This is a genomic window from Paenibacillus sp. J22R232, assembly GCF_056269165.1.
This window is the reverse complement of sequence record NZ_JBWDNK010000012.1, coordinates 1-24783: the sequence shown is the minus strand read 5'-3', so window position 1 is coordinate 24783 and position 24783 is coordinate 1. Positions and strand designations below refer to the sequence as shown.

Sequence of the window (24783 nt, the reverse complement as noted above, 5' to 3'; positions counted from 1 at the left end):
CCGTTCATCCCCCAGACCATAATTCTCTCATCTCTCTCTATACACATTTATCTATTCTATCTCAAAAAGTAAATGATCTCCATTTTTAATTAGTGGGAATTACGTATCATTAAACGAAGGCATCATCATGCGGATACCATACAATGCCCCGTTAATTCATGACATGCAAAAAGCAGCCTTTGCGATCACGAAAACAATGACCGGATAGGCTGCTTATGACTTGTGCGTATTTGATCCCCACTGTTTAGAGACCCGGCAGTTCCTTCCTCCGCGGAAGACAGTTCTGGTTCTATCTGTAGTTCTATCTGTAGTTCTATCTGTAGTTCTATCTGTAGTTCTATCTGTGTTTCTATCTGTGGTTCTGACTATCGCTCATTCATTACTTTAATCTGCGGTTCTCATTCACTATCTTAAGCGTTGGTTTCCTTCAAACGCTCCAGCATATACTTTCTTACGTCATCGCCTAGATCCGCGCGCTCCAGCGCAAAGTCGATCGTAGCTTGAACAAAACCAAGCTTGTCGCCTACGTCATGCCTGCGCCCATCGAAGCGGTAAGCGGTCAATGAAGAAAGCCGGTTTAATTGCTGCAGGCTGTCCGTAAGCTGAATCTCGCCCGCCTTCCCAGGCGCTGCGTTTTCCAGCAATTCAAATATAGCGGGATTAAGAACGTAACGTCCTACAACCGCGTAATTGGTAGGTGCTTGACCGGGTGCCGGCTTTTCGATAATATCGCGTACGCGTGCAATCTGTTTGCCGCTTTCGATGTCGACGATACCGTATTTATGGGTCTGGTTCCATGGCACTTCCATAACGGCTACGACCGATGATTGGTCACGCTCGTAAATATCCATCATTTGACGCAAGCAAGGCGGGTCTGACTTCAGAATATCGTCGCCGAGCAGGACTGCGAAAGGCTCGTCCCCGATAAAGCGGCGCGCGCATAATACGGCATGCCCGAGCCCGAGCGGCTCCTTCTGCCTAACGTAATAAATGTCCGCCAGCTGCGATATCTTTTGCACCATTTCCAGCATTTCCTCGTTATGGCGCGCTTCCAGCTCCATCTCAAGCTCGGCCGATTTGTCAAAATGGTCCTCGATGGCCCGTTTGTTGCGCCCGCTGACAATGACGATGCTCTCAATGCCGGAATGAACGGCTTCTTCTACAATATATTGAATAGCAGGCTTATCGATAATCGGGAGCATTTCCTTCGGCTGCGCTTTTGTTGCAGGCAAAAACCTTGTCCCTAGCCCTCCCGCCGGTATGATGGCTTTCCGTATCCGCTTCTCCATTCGAGCTTCTCCCCCAAAACGTTACATGTATGAAATAATCTCCCTCCATCATAACCGCTCTGCCTAGGATTATCTATGCTTTAGGCATTACTAATAAGGGAGCCATACCACAACTATCGCTCCAACGCCACGAGAAGGAGTCTCACCTCATTAGCGTACCAAAGCCACGAGAAGGACACACACCGCATTATCGCTCCAACGCCACAAGAAAGACACACAACGTATTACCGCTCCAACGCTACAAGATGGACACACAACGTATTACCGCTCGATTGCTACGAGAGGGAGCTTCACAATGAAGCTTGCACCTGCCAGCTGGTCCGCATGCGGGTCCAGCGCTATGCTGCCGCCATGGATGTGGGCAACGGTTTGCGCGATCGATAACCCAAGACCGCTGCCTCCTTGGCTCCGATCACGCGACATATCGCCTTTATAGAACCTCTCGAAGACACGCTCCCGAACCTCTTCGCTGATGCCTATCCCGGTGTCGGATATCCGTACGACAGCAAGCCCATCCTGCTCGCTCAGCCCAAAAAATATTTTTCCATCCTCCGGCGTGAATTTCATGCTGTTCGCGAACAAATTCATCCATAGCTGATTGAGCTGATCGCTGTCCGCCGTAATCGTCGTTTCTTCCATTAGGAGCTCCACGGTTTGCCTCTTCGCCATCCATTGCGGCTCGCAAGCAAGCACGACATCGCGCAGCTGCCGATCCAGGCGGTACGGCCTTGGATGAAATGGGTGCTGGCGCGAATCCAAAGAAGCCAGATTGAGCAGATTTTCGCTTAAGCGCGAAAGCCGCATGCTTTCTTGCTTGATGATGCTGATATAGCGATCACGCTCCGATTCGGTCACCTCTTCGCTGCGCAGCGCTTCGGCAAAACCTCCAATCGACGTAAGCGGCGACTGTATTTCATGGGAGACGTTCGAGACGAAGTCCTGCCGCATCATCTCAAGCTGCGACAAGCTCAGCGCCATCTTGTTCATGCCCTCGGCGAGCTCGCCAAGCTCGTCTCCGTGCCTGACGGGCAGGCGCACGGTGAAATCCCCTTCCGACATCCTCGTCGCCGCATTCGTCATCATTTTCAAAGGCATGACCAAATAGCGGGCAGCTACGAGAATAAGCAAGCTTCCGACGACGAGCAGCGTGACGAGCAGCGTAACGGCCGTCCATATAAAGTTACTGTTCTGCGGGAATGCGTCCGGCTGCACGAACAATGCCCATTTCTCGCTTCCGAACTGAACCAGCCTGCCCATGGCAGGCGGCGTCGGCGGACTTCCTTCCTCGCGATTGAACATCCCCATGTTGACCATGCTCCCTCGGAATACGTTGCCAAGCTGCTCATAGGTCAGCCTATTCACCATCGCTTCGCTTCGCTCGCCAGCCTGCACGAGCCGGTTCGCGCTGCTGACTGCAATGATCGACAAGCCCTGCTGATCCGATACCTCTTCCAAAAACTCTTTCAGCGATGCAGGCTTGGAAACGGCGTATAGCTGCTCGATCCGGTTAATCGCTTTCTCCATCTGGTTCGGCAGCTGTCCCCTTGCGTCGCGCTTGAACATTTGATTCGTAAACAAAAAGGCAACGCCGATGCTAATTAAGACGACGACGAGGAAAGTTGCTGTAATGCGGACATATAAGCTGCGAATCATGACCATTCCTCCAGCCTATATCCAAGCCCGCGAATCGTAACGATACGGAAGCGGTAGGACTCCTCCGGAAAACGGTCCCTGAGCCGTTTGATATGTACGTCGACCGTCCGCTCGTCTCCCTCGTAATCCATGCCCCATATTTGTTCAATCAGCTGATCGCGCGCGAACGTCTTGCCTGGATAGCTGGCGAGCTTGAACAGCAGCTCAAATTCTTTGGGAGGCAAGGTAATCTTTTCTCCGCCTGCCGACATGTGGAAATCGGTTTGATTCATTGTAATCTCGCCGAACTCGACAGTCTGTGACGCGGTTATCCGGTATCTTTTGAGCAAGGTCTTGACCCTCGCTACCAGCTCTGGCGGATCAAAAGGCTTGACCATATAATCATCCGCTCCAAGCTCGAAGCCTTTTACTTTATGGGTCGTTTCCCCCTTCGCCGTCAGCATCAGCAGCGGAATGTCGTAGCTTTCCCGCAGCGCGGTACAAAGCGCCCATCCGTCCATTCGCGGCATCATCACATCGATTATGGCAAAATCCGGGCGAACCGCATCAAGCTGCTCCAACGCATCTACTCCATCTATGGCTTCGATCACCTGGTAGCCCTCCCTTTTCAAGAAAAGGCTGACCAGTTCGCGAATATTAGGGTCATCATCAACAACTACAATTTTCGGCATATCGTTCGTCCTCCAGTCGCGCTCAAGCAATCTCTCCAAACAGCATATAATACGAACATGAACGTTACATGAACGATATTGACATTCGATATAGATTGTAATAATTTTAAAGTAGTATTTATTACATTGAACGTATACGGAATGGAGGAGAATATAGATGACTTACAAAACGATCATAATCGGCACAGGACCTGCAGGCTTAACAGCTGCCATCTATCTAGCGCGCGCGAACATGGAGCCGCTCGTCATTGAAGGCTGGCAGCCAGGCGGGCAGCTTACAACAACGACAGAGGTAGAAAACTTTCCCGGGTTCCCGGACGGTATCTTGGGCAGCGAGCTGATGTCCAACATGCGCAAGCAAGCACAGCGCTTCGGGGCGAAATTCAAAATAGGCTCCGTGAAAAGCGTTGATTTCAGCAAGCGTCCTTACACGCTCGACGTTGAGGGCATCGGCGAATTGCAAGCGGAGTCGATTATTATCTCGACAGGCGCTTCCGCCAAGTACCTTGGCATTCCTGGCGAGCAGGACAATATCGGACGCGGAGTCAGCACTTGCGCGACCTGCGACGGCTTCTTCTTCCGCGGCAAAAAAATCATTGTAGTCGGCGGCGGCGACTCCGCCATGGAAGAAGCGGTATTCCTTACCCGCTTCGCCTCCGAGGTCAGGCTCGTCCATCGCCGCGATGATTTGCGAGCTTCCAAAATCATGCAGGACCGCGCTCGCGCCAACGAAAAGATCGTATGGAGCCTCAACCGCACGCCGCTTGAAGTGGCAGCGACAGGCATGGGCTTGCAAGGGTTGAAAGTGCGCAATAATGAAACCGGCGAGGAAGAGCTGCTTGAGACGGACGGCGTGTTTATTACGATAGGCCATACGCCGAATACAAGCTTCCTTGGCGGACAGATCGATACCGATGACCAAGGCTATATTATCGTGAAACCAGGTACTTCCGAGACGAACATCCCAGGCGTATACGCTTGCGGCGACGTTCAGGACCGCAATTACCGTCAAGCCATTACGGCGGCAGGCAGCGGCTGCATGGCTGCGCTGGATTGCGAGCGCTTCTTGGAATCGCAAGCACACGAAGCCATTCACGCATAAATTTTTTTTAAATTCATACTGGTACGATACGTGCAAATTATGTATAATAAATGTGTTGAGAGTTACAATAGAAAGGCAATGCTACCGCATCCATATGTTCGCATTATGCATCGCGTTAGCGGCGCCTGAACGTGTTATGGGAGAAGGTACAACCTCGGCTTTTATAAGCAGAGGTTGTACCTTTTTTCGCGTTTTCATCCTTTCTCCCATTTAGCTAAAAGGAGCGATTATGATGTTATTAGAAGCGGTATACCACAGACCAAAGCAGAACTGGGCTTATGCCTACGACGATCAAACCTTGCACCTTCGCATCCGTACCAAAAAAAATGACGTAGCCGCGGTAGAGGCGATCGTCGGCGACAAATATGCTTGGGACCAAACCATCACAGCGGTGCCTATGCGTATTTTGTCCACGGATACGCGATTCGATTATTGGGAAACGGCTGTTATTCCCCCTTTTCGCCGCCTTCGCTATGCTTTTCGCTTAACTAGCGGCTCGGAGAGCATCTTGCTCACGGATAAAGGCTTCGAGCTATTGCTCCCGAATAACCCGAACACTTTTTTCGACTTCCCTTATATCAATCCGATTGACGTATTCAAGCCGCCTGCTTGGGTTAAGGATGCCGTATTCTATCAAATCTTCCCGGAGCGCTTTGCGAACGGCGATCCTTCGCTTGATCCAGACAACGTTCTGCCATGGGGCGGTGAGCCGACGCCTTACAATTTCTTCGGAGGGGACCTGCAGGGCGTAATCGATCACCTAGACCATATTGCCGCGCTTGGCATTAATGCCGTCTATTTCACGCCTTTGTTCGAGGCCACGACCAATCACAAGTATGATACGCGGGATTATATGAAGGTCGATCCCCAGTTCGGTACAAATGAGAAGCTCAAAGAGCTTGTTGACGCTTGCCATGCCCGCGGCATTCGCGTTCTGCTGGACGCCGTTTTCAACCATTCCGGCAAAACCTTCCCGCCATTCGTCGATGCGCAGCAGAATGGGCGTGATTCCAAATACGCGGATTGGTTCTATGTAAGGGAATGGCCGCTGCAAGTCGTTGACGGCGTCCCGACTTACGAAACGTTTGCGTTCGAGCCGCTTATGCCCAAGCTGAATACCGAGCATCCCGAGGTGAAGCAATACTTATTCGAGGTTGCGCGTTATTGGATCGAGGAAATCGGAATCGACGGTTGGCGCCTTGACGTAGCGAACGAGGTTGACCACCAGTTCTGGCGCGAATTCCGATTGACGGTGAAAAAGGTTAATCCGGAGGCTTACATTTTGGGCGAGATTTGGCATGATTCGATCATGTGGCTGCAGGGGGACCAATTCGATGCGGTCATGAATTATCCGTTCACGAACGCCGTATTGGATTTCTTCGCCTACCAGACGATTGATGCCGCACAATTTGCGCTGGCAATCGGCGAGCAGCTGGCGGCTTACCCGCAGCAGGTGACCGAAACGGCCTTCAACCTGCTGGATAGCCACGATACGGCGAGGCTGCTTACAATCTGCGGCAATAACGAAGCAGCCATGAAGCTTGCTGCGCTGTTCCAGCTCACTTATCCTGGTACTCCTTGCATATATTACGGAGACGAAGTCGGGATAGACGGTGCCGGAGATCCCGGATGCCGCAAATGCATGGTATGGGATCCAGCCGGGCAGAACAGCGAGCTACTCGCCTTCTATTCATCTGCAATCGGGCTTCGTCACCAATACGATGCGCTCCGCAGCGCAGACATTCGCTTCGTCCATGCCGGCAGTACAGACGGTATTCTCGTCTATGAACGGCGTGAAGGCAGCCAGCGTTTGCTGGTCGCATTAAATGCGCGAGAGAATGAAGCGGAGATCAGCATCCCTATCGCAGCTGTACAAGATGGCGATGACTTGCAGCCGCAAACCATCGTATTTACCGGCTTTGCGAACCCTGATTCAGAACCGCCGGTTGGATTGCTTACAGCTAAGAATGCAGAAGCAAGCATCATCCAAACGACTGACGATGTGAGCGAAACCCGTTGGACAAAGGTGCTTTCAAGCGATTCCGCTCCTGCAGAAAACGATGCTTTGAATGTAGCGACAATCAGCGGCAAGCTTGACCTTACACTTCCGGCATACGGTTTTGTTGTATTAGAGCAAAGCGAATAATAACAGGCAACCCAGAAAGGAATGTCTCGAGTGGATGTCGGTACGCCAGGCATTCCTTTCTGATCCCTGCTGCTCCTCACCTAGTTGGGCTTTGCTGCATTACGATTCCCCTAGACAAAGAAGCTTGTATGATGTCATAATAACTTAAACGTTTAAGTCATAATAATTGTGCTGCATGAGTTAGTTATATAACCCAATGCCATTCTACTTTTGCTTACAGGCAATGAGGAAGGGAGCTGCATGACAATCAAGAAAGCTACGCTCAAAGATATTGCCAAAGCCGCCGAGGTGTCTGTCGCAACCGTCAGCTATGTGCTCAACAACGTGACTACGCAGACGATCCCCGAGGAGACAAAGTGCCGCGTGCTGGAAGCAGCCAAGCAGCTGAATTACGTGCCCAACCTAGCGGCTAGATCGCTTGTGAAGCAGAAGTCCGGCTTGATTGGCATTTTGGTCAATCGCACCGACAATGAAGGCTTTTGGAAGCAGCTGCATTATTCGCCATTCATCAATCGCCTGGAGCAGCTGCTCACGGCACGCGGCTATCATGTTGTATTATTCAGCCTCGACGCTGCTGATCCGAAGCTCGATATTATTTCCGAGCGAAAGCTCGATGGCGTCTTCGTCGTCGATGTCCGAACTGAAAATTTCCACCTTATCTCAAGTCGCTTCTCCGTAGGCGTACCGCTTATCGTAGTGGACAGCATCATTGATGATTCTTTGTTTTACAAGGTGAATTACGATTACGGCGATGCCTTCGCCCTTGCAAAAGCATCCCCACTCGCCCCCTTCGGGTATATCATTATCGACAGCTTCAACAATGAGGAGCTTAGCCAGAATATTGCCTCTCTCTCGGGCTTGGGGCAGGACGCGGTCCATTTGCTAAAGGATGAGCAATCGCTCTCACGCTTTCTGAGCAGCAAGACGAATCAGACAGGATTGGCATTAAGCGAATTTGCAGCCATCATGGCAGCCAAATACGTGAGTCCGGCGAATTTAGCCGTGATATGCTCAGCAGGCTGCCCGGACATTCTACCGAACGCAGCCATACGCATCACGTTTGGCGATCACAAGCCGGAAGCTGCTTATCAATTAATGATGAAGCTCTTAGCAGCGCCGAGGGAAGGCCCCGAAAACCAATATGTGCTTGTGAAAGCAGTCAAACCGAATTAACGATGCTCATTCGCTGTCCAATCGCTTGGACAGCGGTTAGCCATCCACATATCTATGGTAACTTAAACGTTTAAGTGACAATAACGAAAAGCAATTTTAAAAAATTGCCCAATGGCTCACCCCTCATTCCAACTATCCATTTAGGAGGTTTTTTCATGCTTGAGATAGCAAAACCGTCTACAAACGATACGGTAGCTCTCCCGTATGACGGCAGTGCGGTATCCATTTGGAAAAACCGGACTTTTCTCGCCGTATTCTCCAGCTACAGCCTATCACTGCTAGGCAACACCTTTCACAGCATCGCGCTTAATCTCTGGGTGCTGCAAACGACCGGAAGCGCCAAGCTCATGTCCGTCGTTCTCATCACGCATCTCGTCATCAGCATGCTGTTCGGGTCCTTCGCAGGTACCTTTGCGGATCGAACCGACCGCCGCACATTAATGTGGGTATCCGATGCGGTACGCTTTGTGCTTGTCGCAGCGATCGCTATACTCATTTACTTGCCAAATGTGCCTTTTGCCTATATCGTCCTGTTAACCGGGCTTGTCGCATTTGCCGGTGCATTCCGTACGCCTGCTTTCCAAGCTTCGCTTGTCGAGATCGTAGGCAAAGAGCAAATTACCCAGGCAGTAGGCGCAATCAGCATCTCCGATAATATCATCCGTATATCCGGCTTTGCGCTCGGAGGCATAGCAGTCACTGCATTCGGCGGCGCCTTCGCGATTGCAATCGATGCTGCCACCTTCCTCCTCTCGGCAATCCTATTGCTGGTTGCAGGCAAATTCCCTTACCAAGCACCTAAGGACGTAGCCAAAGCGAAGAACTCCTTCAAGGAAGATCTCGCAGCAGGCTTCCATTATGTATGGAAGGAGCCATTTGCCAAAGCTGCTGTTTTGCTGCTCCCGCTCGTCATGTTTTTCTTCCTATCGACCTTTATGCTTATACAGGTTATGGCCGTGAAGGTGTGGCATGCGCAGCCCTTTGTCTTCGGGCTCATGGAAGCATGTATCCCGCTAGGCTACGTGATTGGCTCGATATTAATCATGCGGCTTGATACGCGGCTAAAAAGCAGAGGGAAATGGACGTTATGGAGCATGATCCTAATGGGGCCTTTGTTTATCGCCATTTCGCTCCTGTCTTCGGCAAGCGCAGCGCTACCGCTTATCCTGCTTGTCGGCTTCCTTTTCTCGTTCAGCACGACTATTATTTTCATTGCGCTGCGGGTTGCCGTCGAACCATCCATGCAGGGCAGGGTATTCGGCCTAGTGGGTGCATTAACCAGCGTCGCACCGCCAATCGGGCTGGCCGTTTTCTCCACCTTATCGGATCTGTACGGCCCTGCCGTCATCATCGCCGCAAGCGGTGCCGCCATGCTGCTGGCGGGCATGATCGCCTACCGGCGTTTCACAGCTATCCGCGCCTTCCAATAACTGAATGGAGGTGCATAGAGAAGCTAACCCTTTAATGAGCCTGCCAGCGCGCCCGAGATGAAATAACGCTGAAGAAATACGAACAAAGCAATCATCGGCAATGCCGTTATGACGACACCTGCGAGCAGGACGGGATAATCGGTAATGTACTCTCCCCGGAACTGCAGCATGGCGAGCGGGAGCGTCAGCTTATCCTTTCCGTTCAGCAGCAGCATGGGAAACAGCAAGTCATTCCACACGATAACGAATAAAAAAGCTGCTGTTGCCGCGAGGTAAGGAGCGCTAAGAGGGAGTGCGATACGCGCAAGCAGCGTCCATTCGCCTGCACCGTCGATCTCTCCTGCCTCCAGAATTTCCTTCGGCAATGTTTTCATGAAACCAGACAGCATGAATACGGAGAGCGGGAGCAGCACCGATGCGGACACGACAATTAATCCCGTTAACGAATTGCTCCAGCCCAGCTTATGCACGAACGTGTAGATCGGAATCATATTCACTTGTGACGGCACCATCAGTCCAATTGCGAATAAACCGAATACGAATGCCCCTACCCGGCGTCCAGAGCGCATAATGCCATACCCGATAAATCCGGCAAGCAGTAGCTCCAGACCTACCGTTGCCAGCGTAACGACAACGCTATTTCGGAAATATCCCCACATCGGTTGCCCGTCGAACAGCGCCTTGAAGTTGTGGAGCGACAACGATTCCGGCAGGCCGAGCGGACTTGCATAGAACTGCGGTGTCGTCTTTAATGAGGTAAACAATACGATCAATAAAGGAACGAGAATAACAGCTGCGAACAACAGCAGCAGCAATCTGCCTAACCATTTGAGAACCAATGATTTCACCTGCCTGCTTGCTAATAGGATACGCGATCGGTCCGAAGCGCGCGGAATTGAAGAAACGTAATAAACGAAATCAGCAGAAGGAAATATACGGATGCCGTAGATGCTTTGCCAAACGTATAATTCATGAACGCCGAGTTATAAATATAAGTCGATAAAATTTCAGTGGAATACGCTGGTCCGCCTCCAGTCATCGTGAACACAAGGTCGAACGCCTTAAACGATTGGATAGTCGTATAAGAAACTACGATCGCGGCGGCCGGCGCGAGCAGCGGCCAGATCACCCGAAAGAACAGCTGCAGCCGCGTTGCGCCGTCCAGCTTTGCCGATTCTACCAGTTCCTCCGGTATCGCCTGCAGTCCCGCCACGAACAAAATAACCATTTGTCCGATATGCGCCCAAGCTTGAACGGCCGCAATCGAGAATATCGCTATTCCTGCATCGCCCAGCCAATTTTGTGTCCAGGATGACAGGCCAACCGCCTCAAGCAAGCCATTCAATAACCCGAGCGAGGGATCGTAGACGAACGTCCATATGAAACCGACCGATACGGACGAGAGAATCGTTGGGACAAAATAGAGGGAACGCAGCGCTGCGTTCACCTTTGTCTGCTTGGACAGCTGCAGCGCAAGCAGCAGCGAAACGAGCGTCTGCACCACAACGACAGCGAGCATGAATTTAATGTTGTTTACGATCGATTTGCGGAAAATAATATCCTTGGCTACGTTCGCATAGTTATCCACCCCGACGAACTGATAGGACGGCGATAAGCCGTCCCAATCCGTTAAAGAATAATAAAAGCCGGTAACCGTCGGATAAATGAAGAGTACAAGGTACAAGGCAATGCCCGGTACAAAAAACGGTAATAGCTTCGCTGCCTTTTTCATTCGTTTATTTTCCTATCTGCTGGTCCACGATCGCTTGCGCGTCTGCCGCGGCCTTCGCCGGCTCCGTCCCGCCTAACACGGCTTGTATGGAGCTGGTGACCGCTTTCTGAACCTCTGCGTTTTTAATCGTAAAGCGCGGTTGGAACCGCGTTTTCTTCGCCGTCCATTCAGCAACAGCCTTCAGCTCGTCGCTCGTGTATGCCACGTCTTTGACCGTAACGTTCTGTCCCGTTCCGTTCGCGTATTCGCCGGCAACATCGCTTTGGCTGAGAAATTCGATGAATTTCTTCGCTTCCTCCGGATGCTTCGACTTGCTGTTCACGGCGAGCATGAAGGTCGTCGTATGAATCCCCTCGAACACGGCTTGATCGGCAGAAACCGTAATCGGCGCAAGCAAGCCTTGCTGCAGCTCCGGGTTGTTTTTCTTATTGCCTACGAGCTGGTAGGAGCCAGTAGCCAGTATCGCCGCCTTCTCCTGCACGAACAATGCGCCTGCCGCATCGCCCTTCGTTCCGAGCGCATCCTTCTGGAAATAGCCTTTGTCATTTAACTCCTTGAATTGAGACAGCGTCTTGACCCACCATTCATCGGTAAGCTTCGTTTCGCCCGCCTCAAGCTTCACGAATACCTCTTCATCAGGCGCGTTATTCATCACCATCGGGTTCATGAATTGGCCTGGTCCGATATCTGCTCCAGGGAATGCAATCGGCACGATGCCTTCCTGCTTCAGCTTCTCAGCCGCAGCAAGGAAGCCCTCCCAATCCTTCGGCACCTCGATGCCGTATTTCTCGAATAGCTTTACGTTATAAATCGGAATGTTGTATACCAGCTGGTAAGGAACCGCCAGCTGCTTGCCGTCCTTTTGGCCCGATTCAATCAAGGATGGCGTAAAGTTGCCTACGAAAGAGGCTCCTGTCAAATCGGTGAACAAGCCGGCTTTGGCTATCGCCTCGAATTGGGCGCCCGGGAATGAAGCGAACACGTCGCCTACCGAACCGTCAAGCAGCTTCGCTTGAGCTGTCGATTGATATTGATCGGAAGGGAACACTTGCGTTTCCACTTTAATGTTCGTATTCTTCTCCTCGAACTTCTTAATGATGCCATCGAGCACGGCAGCATCCTCGCCGCGCCAGTGAATAAAGCTGATTGTTACAGGCTTATTTCCGTTGCCGCCTTCCTCCGCACCCTCAGCCGGCTTGTTCCCGCCCGTATTCGAATTCGCAGAACTGTTCGAACCGCAGGCCGACAGCACCACGCTCAATATAATCGTTAGCGCCAGAAGCGCTAGTTGCCGTTTACGTAATGATTTCATTCTCATTCCCCCAATGGATTAAATGATGATTCCTTTAGCGGCCAGCTTCTGCTTCACGAGAGGCAGCAGCAGCTCGCCAGAAATTTTGGCTTCTTCCAGATGCGGATAACCCGATAAAATAAATGAGGTGACGCCTGCATCAATAAACTCGATTAAACGATCCGATACCTGCTCCGGCGTTCCGACGAACGTCACCGCGCCGCCGCCGCGAATCGCAGACAGCCCTGACCAAAGGTTAGGTCCGATTACATAGTCCTGCTCCTTCGATTGGCTGAACAAATCCATCTGGCGTTTCTGGTTCGTCGCATCCGTCTTCGAATGCAGCTTTTCCTTAGCCTTCAGCTGCTCCGGATCGGCTTTGCTCAGAATGTTCCAAGCTGCCGCCCAAGCCTCTTCTTCCGTTTCCCGAACCACGACCTGTGCCCGGATGCCGTAGCGCAGCTCTCTTTCGATACCTTTCTCTGCTCTAAGCTCAGCCAGATACGTTTCCATTTCGGCAATTTGACCCTCAATCCAATCAAGCGGCTCCGTCCACATTAAGTAAACGTCCGCCGTTTCCGCTGCCACGCGTTTGCCAGCGACCGAGCTTCCTCCAAAATACAGAGGGGGATGCGGCGTTTGAATCGGCGCAGGCTTGCTAAGGCCGCCTTCTACCTCATAGTGTTTCCCGGCAAAATTAAAGCCTACTCCTTCGCTTTCGGGCTGCTGCCATACACCCTTCACAACCTCAAGAAACTCTTTCGTCCGCTCATAACGCTCATCATGGCTGCCGTGCAGCGGATCTCCGGTTGCTTTTAGATCTGCCGGGTAATGTCCGGTTACTACATTAATGAGCGCGCGTCCGCCTGACATCCGGTCCAGCGTCGAGGCCATGCGGGCAGCAAGCACAGGTGAGACGAGACCCGGCCTCATCGCTATTAGCGGCTTCAGCTTCGTTGTCGCCGAGGCTACCCAAGAACCTACGATCCAGCCATCCCAGCAATCCCCTCCAGCCGGAATGAGCGCGAACTCATAGCCCGCTTCCTCTGCGGCCTGTGCAACCTCTACAAAATACTGCTGCGACGGTTCCCGTTCCGGCTTCACGCCTATATAGCGGCCATCTCCGTTTGTCGGAATAAACCAGCCAAATTCCACCTTTGCTTGCTTGCTCATTTCGTTTATCCCCTTTACGCTTCGTTGTCGTGAAGTAAAGAATGCTATGTTCGAGTCATACAACAACAAACGCATACGATGCGAATATTGCCGTTTCACCAGTTGTCCGGTAGATAACCAACAAAATTTATCGGATTAATTTGTTATTTGAATAATAGCAAGGAGGCACCCTTCGTGTAAATGTCAATTCGTAGCTTGAGTTGTTTGTCATTTTGTGGTTTCATAGGTATGAACCAAATCATAGGATAAGCTTCACATCAGAAAAGCAATGGTAAAAAAGGGGGGCCAGCCATGTTCCATAACATGAAAGAGGATCATCACGAGCAGCTTGAGATCCACTATTTCACGCCGTCTGCATTCGAGAAGGCAGGCGCAGCTTGGCCTATTCGACTCGGTGCCAATATCGCGAAGCCCGGCTATCATATCGGTCCCCGAATTACGCCTTACTATTATTTGATTATGGTGCTTGAAGGGGAAGGCACCTTTATTCAAGGTGGACAAACGTATCCGCTGCGCAAAAACGATCTCTACTGCCTGTTTCCTCAGGTGACGCATGAATATTACACAAGCGAGCATGCTTTGCTGCGCAAAATCTTCTTTGCATTCGATGGCAAACACGCACTGTCACTCCTGGAGCGAGTCGGGTTAACCCCCTATCAGCCCCATCTGCGGGACGGCCTAACCAATGCTGCGATTGAGCGAATGGGGCAATTCTTCAACCTCGCCACCGACAAGGTAGAACCTGCTTCGGATTTGACGCGCCTGTCCATCTTCCATCAAGTATTCGATATCCTCGCAAGAAGCAATGTTCAGCAAGATGTTCCCGCATCTTCCGGAAGCTGGCTGCAGCGGGCAAAGGACTATTTGGAGATCCACTATGCCGACGGCATTACTATTGAAAGCGTTGCAGATTACGTAGGCATCGACCGCACTCATTTTTCCAAAAGCTTCTCCAAGGCTTTCGGACTCTCACCGATGAAATATGTGCAGCAGCTGCGCATGAACGAAGCTAGATTGCTTATGAAGCAGACCGACTACAAGCTTGCTGAAATCGCTCAATCCGTCGGGTATCCCGATCTGTTCTCCTTCTCGAAAGCATTCAAAAAACATGTTGGCGTGTCTCCTGCCCAGTTCAGGAAAGAATAACCTTCCTAGTCAAGAAGTACCCGTCGTCTTGTTCCCCATTCCGCTTCTGATGAGATGTACGACATATACGAACCCAACCAGTACCAGCACATTCGTAAATTCCCACATTGCCCATGCGGGACCCAGGCCTTTAAAAAAGGCATTACATTTTATGTTTTTGCAAATCTCCTACCCTGTCGCTTGCTAGGCAACCCAAGCACGCGGATGCTCCTCAGACAGTTCATCCCCACTCTGCATGCAAAAAAGAGGAAACCGCACTTTATGTGCAGTTCCCTCTTCATCATTTCAATATAACGGTGCTGTATGCAGGTAGTGTGAGCCTGCCCTCAGCTAATTCGGCTTCTGTGCTCGTAGCCCTGACAAGCGACTCAAAGCTGCCATATGCTTGCGACGCTTGCAACGCCGTCGTTTGCTCGTCTGCGGATAAATTATGAACAACGAGAACGCGTTCTGTGGCTGTCATCCGAACATAGGCGCTAAGTTTCTGATTTTCCGGCTCCAGCTTGAACTCCGCAATACTTCCGTCCTGCAGCGCGGGTTCCTCGTTCCGCCACTTTATCAATTGGCGGTAATGGTTCAGTAGGGAATTTTCATCATTCGTTTGCGTTTCTACGGACACCGTTTGCGGCTCCGTATTATGTCGCGGCTTCTCCCATGCCGTCTGACCCTCGCCGCCGCTTGGATCGCTATACCACGGCATCGGCTCACGGATGTATTCATCAGGCTTGGCGCCTTTCATCCCGAGCTCCTCGCCGTAATAGAGATAAGGCGTTCCCGGAAGCGTCAGCAGCATGGCCGCCGCCATTCTGGCATGATCAACGTTTCCGTTCAGTACGGTCATGACGCGATTCTGATCGTGATTGCTCAGGAACGGCGCATCCACGAACTTGCCGCCCGAGGATTTCCCGTAGACGCCATAGGCGCGCCCTAGCGAGAAAGCCAAGTCTGCATCCAATTCTTTGTCTGCCGCGCTAAGCAAGCGCCCTGCCAAATCAAAGTGAAACGCGGAATCCAGCGCTTGGTCAAAGTAAGGCGCAATGACGGTCAGTGAATCCCAGACCTCTCCGATGAGATAGGCATCGGGCTTCGATTTCGTCATGCCTATGCGGAATTCCTGCCACCAGGCTTTGTTCTTCGCCTGAATGTCCGGCGTGCTCGCCGTAGAAGCGAAGTCTCCGTAAATATGCTTCGCTGCATCCAGCCGAAATCCGTCCAATCCCTGATTCAGCCAATATTGACCGATCTTGACCATTTCCTCGCGAACCTTAGGCTCATCGAAATTCAGGTCAGGCATGCCCTCCCAGAATACGCCGAGATACTTCAAGCCGCCGAAGCTATGCCAAGGGTCGCCGCCAACCGCGCCGTCTGCGCGGACCTTCTCGTCAAGCTTCGCGAACGTATACCAGCTGCGGTAAGGGCTATTCTCATCTGCGAGCGCTTCTTTGAACCATGGATGCTCCTTGCTCGTATGATTCACGACAAAATCCATAATAATCTTAATCCCGCGCTTATGCGCTTCACCCAGCAGCTGCTTCAAGTCCTCAAGCGTACCGTACTCCGGATTAACGGCGTAATAATCGGTCGTGTCATAGCCATGATAGCTTGGAGAGGCATTGATCGGCATGAGCCAAATGCCGCTAACGCCAAGCTCCTGCAAATAATCAAGCTTGGCGGTAACTCCGTTCAAGTCGCCAATCCCGTCTCCATTCGTATCGTAGAAGGAACGCACAAAGATTTCATAATAAACGCCGCCTGGCTGCTCATCCGCTTGATAAGCGGCTGCTGCCGGTTCGCCTTTAACCTCGCCTATGCCATCACCATCTCGTGTACTCACGGCATTGTTTCCTAGAACCGAATTTCCCGAATGCGGCTCGGTGCTATTGCCGCCCACAGAGCAAGCAGAAAGTGCGGCAACCAGCATGAGACTAAACAGGACAATACTCACATTATGCAAACGTTTGTCTATCATCCTTTATCCTTTTGAAGCGCCGGACATCAGCCCCTGCACAAGGAAGCGCTGCAAGAAGACGAAGAGCAGCGTAATCGGAATGGCAATCAAGACCGCGCCAGCTGCAAAGAGCGTAAAGTTACTGTTCTGATACGAATTGACGAGATCCCACATCCCGACGGCCAGCGTCCAGTTATCCTTGCTGCGCAGCACCAATCTCGCAAAGATAAAATCAACCCATGAGCCCGCGAATGTCGTTAGTGCCACATACGTAAGCATCGGACGCGACAGCGGAAGCATGATTTTCACAAATACTTGCAAATGAGATGCGCCGTCAATGCGCGCCGCTTCGTCTAAGCTGCGCGGAATCGTATCGTAGAAACCTTTTACAACAAAGCCTCCGAGTACCGCACCTGCCGAATAAACGATGATCAACGCTGCATGCGTATCCAGCAAATTAAGCTGCAGCAAGAAAATAAAGATCGCAATCATGCTCATAAAGCCGGGAAACATGCCCAGTACGAGCATAATCGTCAGCGTCATCTTGCGGCCGCGGAAGCGGAAACGCGACAACGCGTACATACTAAGCGTAACGAGAATCGTAGAGAAAATCATCGTCAACGTTGCGATCTTCAGCGTGTTCAAGTACCAGACACCGTAACGGAAGCTTGGGTTCGTGAACAGCTCTTTATAATGGACCAGCGTAAAGGATTCCGGAATCAAGCTCGAACTGAAAAGCGACGTGCCCGGACGAAGCGACGACAGCAGCACCCAAAGCGCCGGATAGATCGCGCAGATGGCAATCGCAATCAATAAGACATAGCTTAACGTCAAACGGACAACATTCGCTGTTTTGCGCCCCATTTTCATTGGATCATATCCTCCTCTTTGAATGACCGCGTACGGCGATAGTTGTAAATCGAGAATGTAGCGACAATGATGAAAATAATAATGCCGATGGCCGAGGCCATATTGAATTGACTGTTGTTCAGCGTCAGTTTATACAGCCACGTCACGAGCAAGTCGGTGCTGCCGGCGAATTGATAATCACCTTTTACCGGGTCCCCGTTCGTAAGCAGGAAAATAACGTTGAAGTTGTTAATGTTGCCAGCAAATTGCGTAATCAGAATCGGCGCTGTGGAGAACAGTACGAACGGAATCGTGATGATACGGAACTTCTGGATACCCGTCGCTCCGTCAACATCCGCCGCTTCATACAGGTCCTTCGGAATAGCGGTCAATACGCCGAGAATGAGCACCATGGATACGGGTATGCCCACCCACATATTGACTAGAATAACCGTTACCTTTGCCCAGAAAGGATCTGTCAGCCAAGGCAGCTTGCCCATGCCGAAATAACCTAGGTACTGATTGATCGGACCAAATTGCCCGTTGAATAGATTGCGCATGACGAGCAAAGAAATCAGCTGCGGGATCGCATATGGAATAATGAACAGCGTCCGCCATAGCTTTTTGAAACGAATGCCCTTCTGCTCGATTAGCAAGGCTACCAGCAGGCCGCCGAAATACGTCGTTACCGTGGCGATAACGGCCCAAATGATCGTCCAGGTAAACACGCCGATGAACGTGTGGCTCCACGTTTTGAGCGTGAGCAAGTTAGCAAACGTTTGAAAGCCTACCCAATCCACCAGCTTGGCCGGAGGAATATGATCAGGCGACGCGTAGTTGGTGAAAGCAAGCATAACCATGAAGATAATCGGCATGATCGTTAGAAACAAAACGCCGAGCGCCGGCAAGGTTAGCATCAAATGCGGAAAATTACGGTCCGTCACGTAAGCCAACGTCTGCCGGAAGCTTGCAGGCAGCACGCCTTCATCTCTCTGCTTGCCATTCCGATAAGCATCGCGAATATTCATAATGTAAATGATGATAAAAAGTACAAATAGGAAAAGCGTAATTAAACCGCTGATTAATAGAAAGATCGAGTGATCTCCCTCCACGCGCACACTGATTTTTCCGATTTTCTCCAGACCTTGCGTTTTTTCACCTAATGTGACGATACCCCAGATGGCTCTTCCCAAATTCGGTATAAAATACATTAGCGCTGCCGCTTCGACAGCAAGCATGATTAAGCCTTTCATAAACTGGCGGTTATACAATTGGCCAAGACCCATTACGAGTAACGACAATATAGCCGCGGTGCTGCGATGACGCTTCATCCCGCCAAGCTCCCTTCCTTTCATGTCAAAAGCAATTTAAACCGCCATATGCTCAAAAAAAGCCGCGGAATTCAACACATCGGCTCACCCGCCGAGCATGGCTCGGCGGGTTCTGCCGGATATGGATATTATTTTGCTGCCGTACCGTTATTGGCATCCTTGATTTGTTGGACCGCGTTATCAAGAGCCGCTTTCGCATCCTTGCCGGAGTTCCATACATCAGAGAACGCTGCCGCGATTGGGCTCCATACGTTGCCCATCTCCGGAATCGAAGGCATAGGCGTGGATTGGTTGAACTGTGCAACAAAACCTTTGACGATGTCATTGCCTTGAACGGCCGCATCATTCGTTGCTTCTGTGTTGGCTGGAATCGCGCCTGTCAATTCGAAATCCTTCAATTGCGCAGCCTTTGTGGAAGCAAAGTTCGCGAACAAGCGAGCCGCATTCGGGTATTTCGAGAATTGATTGACATACCATGCCTTAACGCCGGAGAACGAAGACGCCGGTTGGCCATTAATGCTCGGGATTGGTGCCACGCCGAAATCAATGCCAGCGTTTTTGTAATCCGCGATCGTCCAAGGACCGTTAATGTCCATTGCAAGCGTACCGCCAGTGAACATGCCTTTTTTGATGTCATACGTGATGTCGCCGGAATTAAGCGGCAGGATGCTGTCTTTTAGCGAACCGTAATATTTCAAGCCGCTAACCGCGCCTTCCGTGTTTAAGCCGATATCGTCTTTGTTTTGGCCATTCTCACCGTAAACATAGCCGCCGGTTGAGATGAATGGATAGTTGAAGTAGAAGTTTCCTACTTCCCACATCAGAGCGAATTTGTTGTTTGGTACGTCATTGTAGGTTTTGGCGAACGCTACGATTTCATCAAACGTTTTTGGCGCTTCTTTAATGAGTGCTTTATTGTAGAACAAAGCGTAAGTTTCGATCGAGCGCGGGTATCCGTACAGCGTACCGCCGTAAGAAACAGCGTTTACAGCAATTTCCGAGTTATCCGTTTTGGCTTGCTCTTCATAGAAATCGTTCGGAAGAACAAGGCCTGCCGTTACCGCTCTGCCCAGGTTGTCATGCGGGAAAACAACGACGTCTGCGCCAAGTCCCGCAGGACCGTCAGTCGTCAACTTCGTTACTTGGTCAGCGGCGCCAACCTCTTCGAATTTCACTTCAATGCCGTATTTTTCAGTAAATTCCTTTGAAATCGCTTCAACGAATGGACGCTCTTCTTTACTCTCCCATACGAGCAAGGATGCGCCTTCCTCGGGTGTTATTTCGTCGGATTCTGCTGCGCCTTCGCTCTCATTGCCAGCTGCGTTGTTTGTGTTAGCAGGTGCATTTGTAGCGTTAGCGGCATTTTCCGTTTTACCTCCGTTGTTCGAACCGCCGCATGCGGATACGATAAACAAGGAAACAATTAATGACATTACAAACCACTTTTTCATGCTGGGTGATCCCCCTCCATAATGTGTTCCATGCTTTTTTTTGAATCAACGCCGTTCAAACGGTTCTCCAGATCAGAATGTGCAGACTGCGTCGAATACTGTTCATTTGTCACTTTCCGCAATCGTCCTTTCCGGTTGGAAAAGCTTCCTGCACGATGAGTGCAAACGTTTGTACAGTCTGTCAAAAAAATAGCCTCGCATTTGGCTAATTTAGCGTTATTTGCGATGCCGACCTGAGTAAACAGCTTTGAAAGCGTTCTATTCGTGGATTCATCATACAACAAGCTGTATCATTTGTTAAAACGTTTGCACAGTTCATTATACGGAACAAATACTGCGTTTTCTTCGTTATTCTCCTTTTCTCTCTTTCTGATTCAGTTTTTTATCATTTGTGAAACGCTTTCTTTAGATATATATTTACTTTTAGGCAACAATTGCATTAGGATGAAGCATATAAAGCATGCATGATTGCGCAATGGGGGAAGGTACTTACTATGGTAACCATTAAAGATATTGCAAAAGCCGCCGGAGTGTCTCCTTCTACCGTATCTAGGGTCGTATCCAATCACCCTCGAATCAGTAAAGCAACAACCTTGAAGGTTAAACGGTTTATGGAAGAGATGGGCTATCATCCTAACGTGATGGCGAAGAGCCTTGTCTCAAAAACAACCCAGACGCTGGCCATCATGCTTCCTCGACCTGCCGAGGAGCTGTTCCAAGATTTTTTCTTCGGTGAATTGCTTCGCGGTATTTTGGCACAATCGACAAGAGCTGGCTATGACATGCTTCTTACTGCCGCAACCTCGCCAAGCGACGAAACAGAAACGGTATCCAGACTTGTATTCGGCCGCCGGGTTGATGGCGTTATTTTGTTGTCGTCACGAGTAAATGACCCATTAATAGACCTCTTGAACAAACATAACTTCCCTACCGTGTTAATTGGAAGAACGGAAGATCGCCCGAATATTTTATCCGTCGATAACGACAACGAGCTCGCAGCTTATGATGCAACCCAGCATCTTATTTCGCAAGGCCATGAAAGGATCGGGTTCGTTAGCGGGCCACCCACGCTTACCGTAGCTCATGACCGGATGGAAGGTTATCGGAGAGCGATGCGCGAAGCAGGCCTCACGGTCCGGTCCGAATGGATTGTGGAAGGCGAGTTTCTGCAGCAAAGCGGCTATCGCGCGATGTCTTTCATGATGAGCTTGCCTGAGCGGCCAAGCGGCCTTGTCGTCATTGACGATGTTGTCGGGTTCGGCGTACTGCGCGGCCTGACGGAGCTCGGATTCAAAGTACCGGATGATTTGAGCATTGTCAGCTTCAACAACATTGCCCTATCCGAGTTAGCAACGCCTCCTATCAGCTCCATCGATATCGGAACTTACCAGCTTGGTTATACTGCCTCACAAATGCTGATTCGTTTCATTCAGGAGGAAAGCGTGCACCAAAACAGAATGATCATCCCACATAGATTGATTGTTCGGGAGTCGTCTATACAGAACATATCCAAAAGGAGCTGACCTCATGTCAGATAAAAAGCCCTATTTAGTTGACGCAATCATCGGAAATTCCAAATTCCTCGCGTCCCTTGGCCGCACAGGCAAAATGTACCGCCTGTGGTGGCCAAACATCGATCTTCCCCAGCATGTCGATGCGATTCGAACGGGGATCCAATATGAGCAAGGGAGCATATCTTGGTTCGATGAAGAAACCGATGGCTGGAAGCATGAAGCCCAATATGTGGATAAAACGAACATATTCCGCGTGGCAGCAAGCTCCGTGCAGCAGCCGCTTCGGGTTGAAAGCCTTCATTTCGCCATTCCTGGCCAAGATGCAATCGTGCGGGAATATACTTTTACGAATACAAGCAATGAACCGCTCTCCTTCTCTTTTATCGTTCATTCCTCATTTCTCGTCAGTGAAAATCAGCTATATAACACTACAATGTTCGTGGCAACTGACGATGCTTTGGTTCATTTTCGGCATAAATATTATTTTGCGCTTTCAAGTGCAAACGTATGCACAAACTTTCAATCGGGGCTTTCATGGGAGTCTGCCCAAAGCGGCCAGTTGAATGGCAACGAGATCGATATGAAGCCTGACGGGGCAATAAAGTGGCAGGTTAGTTCGCTTGCTGCCGGTGAGTCGCTAACGATCCCCGTTTATATTGCCGCAGGGCATGATAAACAAAGCGTTTTGCAGCAAATGCGTTTGGTGAAGGAGAAAGAAAGCGCTGAGTGGCTGGGAGATACGACAGGCTACTGGCAGCAATTCCTATCCTCGGCCGTGCCTTGCCCTATTGCTGATGCAGACATCTCCGAATTGTATGACCGCTCCTTGCTGATGTTCAAGCTTATGTCCGACGAGCAGACGGGAAGCATTATCGCGGCACCGGAATTTGATGAACAATTCGTCCGTTGCGGCGGATATTCGTTCTGTTGGGGCCGAGATGCCGCATTCATTACAACTGCGCTTGATAGAGCAGGTCTAGGCTCCTTATCGGACAGCTTCTACGCATGGACGCTTACCGCACAGTCGCCTGACGGCTCGTGGCAACAGCGCCATTATCATGACGGAAGCCTTGCGCCATCATGGGGACTTCAGATCGACGAGGGCTCATCCATTATTTGGGGGATGTGGCAGCACTACATGGAGAAACAAGATCGGCTGTTCGCGGAGCAAGTATGGCCGGCCGTTGAGAAAGGCGCTTTTTTCTTAATGAGCTTTATCGATAACGAGAGCGGGCTGCCAAAACCGAGCATCGACTTATGGGAAGAACGCGAAGCCTCCCATACTTACTCCTCCGCTGCCGTATACGGCGGATTGACCGCAGCTGCATGCTTTGCGCAGCTTATGGATAAAACGGAGCTAGCAGCACAATGGACGATTGCAGCTGAGCGTATGGCATCAGCTATTAAAGAGCTATGCTGGAACGAGGATGGCGGTGCCTTCTATCGCGGTGTGGAGCTAACCGTTCATGAAAGCAAATATACGCAGGCGATTGCTGACGGCGCAACGGGCTATATCGCGGAAGGCAATAAAGGCAATAAGAAGCATATCATCAATCACGATTCGATCATCGACGTCAGCCTGCTCGGCATTGCGGTTCCGTTCGGGGCTGTGTCAGCTGATCACGAATATATGCGCCGGACAGCCGACGCAGTGGAAGCGGCTTTAACCGTGCCCGGCGTTGGTGGCATCAAACGATATGAAGATGACATTTATATCGGTGGCAATCCATGGATTCTAACCACGCTATGGCTGGCCCATTACCGTATTCAAACAGGAAGCCTTGACCAAGCCAAGCAGCTGCTCAAATGGGCGATCGATCACCGTACGGAAATGGGACTGCTACCCGAGCAAGTTGACAAAAACACCGGTGAAACAGCCTGGGTCGTGCCGCTTACTTGGTCACACGCGATGTTTATCCTTACTGTATTTATGCTTGCTGAAGCAGAAGCAAGCACGGCAGAAGCTGCAACAGTTGATACGGTTGCCGCAAGCAGCTAACCAGCATAATAGCATTCAAGGACCGCTGCCTAGGCAGCGGTCCTTGTTTCATAGCCAGCAGCAGGTCGCAACAATCGGCTAGCATTATTCGTTTACGCAGGCTGCCTATCGAGCGCTCCCAGCTCCTCAACCAACAGCAGGTCGCAACAATTAGCAACTTACCAACACGCCGCGGACTTCCCAAGCATCCGCTTTCACTTTCTTAACCTACACGTCGCGGGCTGCCCAAGCACCAGTTTTCACTTTCTAACCAACAGGTACTCATCCCCATTTCAATAAACAAAGATAGCTGCCGAATGGTAATCGTACGTTGTAGAAAATACAACAGAATTTTCGGCATTCCTACACACCAGGTGCTTCCCAAGCAACAGCTTTCACTATCCAACTAGCAGTTGCTCATCCCCATCCCAATAATCCACGATAGCTACTGAATGGTAATCGTACGTTGTAGAAAGTACAACAGAAAGTGTTGTTGACTCCCTCATTATTGGTTTAGATTGTACTTTATGCAACGTAAGCTAGTAATCTCAGCCATATTCAGCCTTAAAAGATCGATTCTATTGCAAAAACTGCAATGTAGCTGATGAATCACCTCATAAATCTGGTTTCTATTGCAGAAACTACAACGTAGCCTTAGCTGGTGCAGACTTGTTTGAGAAAGCATCACATACAGCGTATTAGCAAAGAGCGTTTGGCATCACATAACAGGTGGTCCACCAATCTATTATAGGAAATTTTCTTACTACAACGTGCTTTGCAGTTTCTAGGCAATATCTCTTAGGCCCCCTAATTAAACTGGAGTCCTCCCATCCAATAATTTAAACTTAAGACAAGGGAGATGATCCGTTATGGGAGGAAGAAGAGTTAGTGAAGAAACACAGATGA

The 24783-nt window shown here is 50.5% G+C and carries 18 protein-coding genes; 7 read left to right on the top strand and 11 right to left on the bottom strand.

The genetic code is table 11. The features are described 5' to 3' along the window. Window positions 1–410: 410 nt before the first annotated feature. The 3 genes from galU to AC0YN3_RS25410 all read right to left on the bottom strand — a co-directional run bounded on the left by galU (window position 411) and on the right by AC0YN3_RS25410 (window position 3613). Window positions 411–1289 (bottom strand): UTP--glucose-1-phosphate uridylyltransferase GalU, encoded by an 879-nt coding sequence (gene galU / locus AC0YN3_RS25420; protein WP_475777724.1) that lies wholly within the window; start codon window positions 1287–1289, stop codon window positions 411–413. A 261-nt stretch (window positions 1290–1550) separates the two neighbouring features. Beyond that, window positions 1551–2942, bottom strand: a complete 1392-nt coding sequence (locus AC0YN3_RS25415) for a HAMP domain-containing sensor histidine kinase (protein ID WP_475777723.1) — start codon at window positions 2940–2942, stop codon at window positions 1551–1553. Then, on the bottom strand, window positions 2939–3613 hold the full coding sequence (locus tag AC0YN3_RS25410) for a response regulator transcription factor (protein ID WP_475777722.1): 675 nt from the start codon (window positions 3611–3613) through the stop codon (window positions 2939–2941). The genes AC0YN3_RS25415 and AC0YN3_RS25410 overlap by 4 nt, the downstream gene beginning before the upstream one ends. Window positions 3614–3770: 157 nt before the next feature. Here AC0YN3_RS25410 and trxB point away from each other — a divergent pair, with 157 nt between their 5' ends. From trxB to AC0YN3_RS25390, 4 genes are all read left to right on the top strand, one after another. Continuing rightward, window positions 3771–4715: a thioredoxin-disulfide reductase gene (gene trxB, locus AC0YN3_RS25405; protein WP_475777721.1), complete on the top strand. Its 945-nt coding sequence runs from the start codon at window positions 3771–3773 to the stop codon at window positions 4713–4715. Window positions 4716–4947: 232 nt separating this feature from the next. Continuing rightward, a complete protein-coding gene (locus AC0YN3_RS25400) occupies window positions 4948–6861 on the top strand; it encodes a glycoside hydrolase family 13 protein (protein ID WP_475777853.1) in 1914 nt (637 codons plus the stop codon). Between the two features lie 240 nt (window positions 6862–7101). Further along, on the top strand, window positions 7102–8034 hold the full coding sequence (locus AC0YN3_RS25395) for a LacI family DNA-binding transcriptional regulator (RefSeq protein WP_475777720.1): 933 nt from the start codon (window positions 7102–7104) through the stop codon (window positions 8032–8034). A 155-nt stretch (window positions 8035–8189) separates the two neighbouring features. Next, window positions 8190–9464 (top strand): MFS transporter, encoded by a 1275-nt coding sequence (locus AC0YN3_RS25390; protein ID WP_475777719.1) that lies wholly within the window; start codon window positions 8190–8192, stop codon window positions 9462–9464. 23 nt (window positions 9465–9487) lie between these two features. Here AC0YN3_RS25390 and AC0YN3_RS25385 read toward each other — a convergent pair whose 3' ends face one another. Genes AC0YN3_RS25385 through AC0YN3_RS25370 form a run of 4 tightly spaced genes read right to left on the bottom strand, consistent with a single transcriptional unit; the run spans window position 9488 to window position 13660 of the window. Further along, window positions 9488–10303, bottom strand: coding sequence for a carbohydrate ABC transporter permease (locus AC0YN3_RS25385; RefSeq protein ID WP_475777852.1), 816 nt, complete (start codon window positions 10301–10303; stop codon window positions 9488–9490). A gap of 20 nt (window positions 10304–10323) precedes the next feature. After that, the gene (locus tag AC0YN3_RS25380; RefSeq protein WP_475777718.1) at window positions 10324–11196 is read right to left on the bottom strand and encodes a carbohydrate ABC transporter permease; all 873 of its coding nucleotides are present in this window, start codon (window positions 11194–11196) and stop codon (window positions 10324–10326) included. A 4-nt stretch (window positions 11197–11200) separates the two neighbouring features. Next, window positions 11201–12508, bottom strand: coding sequence for an ABC transporter substrate-binding protein (locus tag AC0YN3_RS25375; RefSeq protein WP_475777717.1), 1308 nt, complete (start codon window positions 12506–12508; stop codon window positions 11201–11203). A gap of 18 nt (window positions 12509–12526) precedes the next feature. Further along, on the bottom strand, window positions 12527–13660 hold the full coding sequence (locus tag AC0YN3_RS25370; protein WP_475777716.1) for an LLM class flavin-dependent oxidoreductase: 1134 nt from the start codon (window positions 13658–13660) through the stop codon (window positions 12527–12529). A 291-nt stretch (window positions 13661–13951) separates the two neighbouring features. Between AC0YN3_RS25370 and AC0YN3_RS25365 the strand changes: the two genes are divergently transcribed. Then, complete coding sequence (locus AC0YN3_RS25365) at window positions 13952–14806, top strand: helix-turn-helix transcriptional regulator (RefSeq protein WP_475777715.1); 855 nt, start codon at window positions 13952–13954, stop codon at window positions 14804–14806. A gap of 280 nt (window positions 14807–15086) precedes the next feature. On the opposite strand, the gene AC0YN3_RS25360 is transcribed toward AC0YN3_RS25365, so the two are convergent. The 4 genes from AC0YN3_RS25360 to AC0YN3_RS25345 all read right to left on the bottom strand — a co-directional run bounded on the left by AC0YN3_RS25360 (window position 15087) and on the right by AC0YN3_RS25345 (window position 20385). Then, the gene (locus AC0YN3_RS25360) at window positions 15087–16640 is read right to left on the bottom strand and encodes an alpha-amylase family glycosyl hydrolase (RefSeq protein WP_475777714.1); all 1554 of its coding nucleotides are present in this window, start codon (window positions 16638–16640) and stop codon (window positions 15087–15089) included. A gap of 138 nt (window positions 16641–16778) precedes the next feature. Continuing rightward, window positions 16779–17618, bottom strand: coding sequence for a sugar ABC transporter permease (locus tag AC0YN3_RS25355; RefSeq protein ID WP_475777851.1), 840 nt, complete (start codon window positions 17616–17618; stop codon window positions 16779–16781). Window positions 17619–17620: 2 nt separating this feature from the next. Beyond that, window positions 17621–18934 (bottom strand): carbohydrate ABC transporter permease, encoded by a 1314-nt coding sequence (locus tag AC0YN3_RS25350; protein WP_475777713.1) that lies wholly within the window; start codon window positions 18932–18934, stop codon window positions 17621–17623. A 128-nt stretch (window positions 18935–19062) separates the two neighbouring features. Beyond that, window positions 19063–20385 carry a sugar ABC transporter substrate-binding protein gene (locus AC0YN3_RS25345; protein ID WP_475777712.1) on the bottom strand — a complete coding sequence of 441 codons (1323 nt, stop codon included), beginning with the start codon at window positions 20383–20385 and terminating at the stop codon, window positions 19063–19065. Between the two features lie 494 nt (window positions 20386–20879). On the opposite strand from AC0YN3_RS25345, the gene AC0YN3_RS25340 reads away from it, so the two are divergent. Together AC0YN3_RS25340 and AC0YN3_RS25335 are read left to right on the top strand one after the other, a co-directional pair. Continuing rightward, window positions 20880–21908 (top strand): LacI family DNA-binding transcriptional regulator, encoded by a 1029-nt coding sequence (locus tag AC0YN3_RS25340; RefSeq protein ID WP_475777711.1) that lies wholly within the window; start codon window positions 20880–20882, stop codon window positions 21906–21908. A 4-nt stretch (window positions 21909–21912) separates the two neighbouring features. Beyond that, complete coding sequence (locus AC0YN3_RS25335) at window positions 21913–23898, top strand: glycoside hydrolase family 15 protein (RefSeq protein WP_475777710.1); 1986 nt, start codon at window positions 21913–21915, stop codon at window positions 23896–23898. Window positions 23899–24783 lie beyond the last annotated feature (885 nt).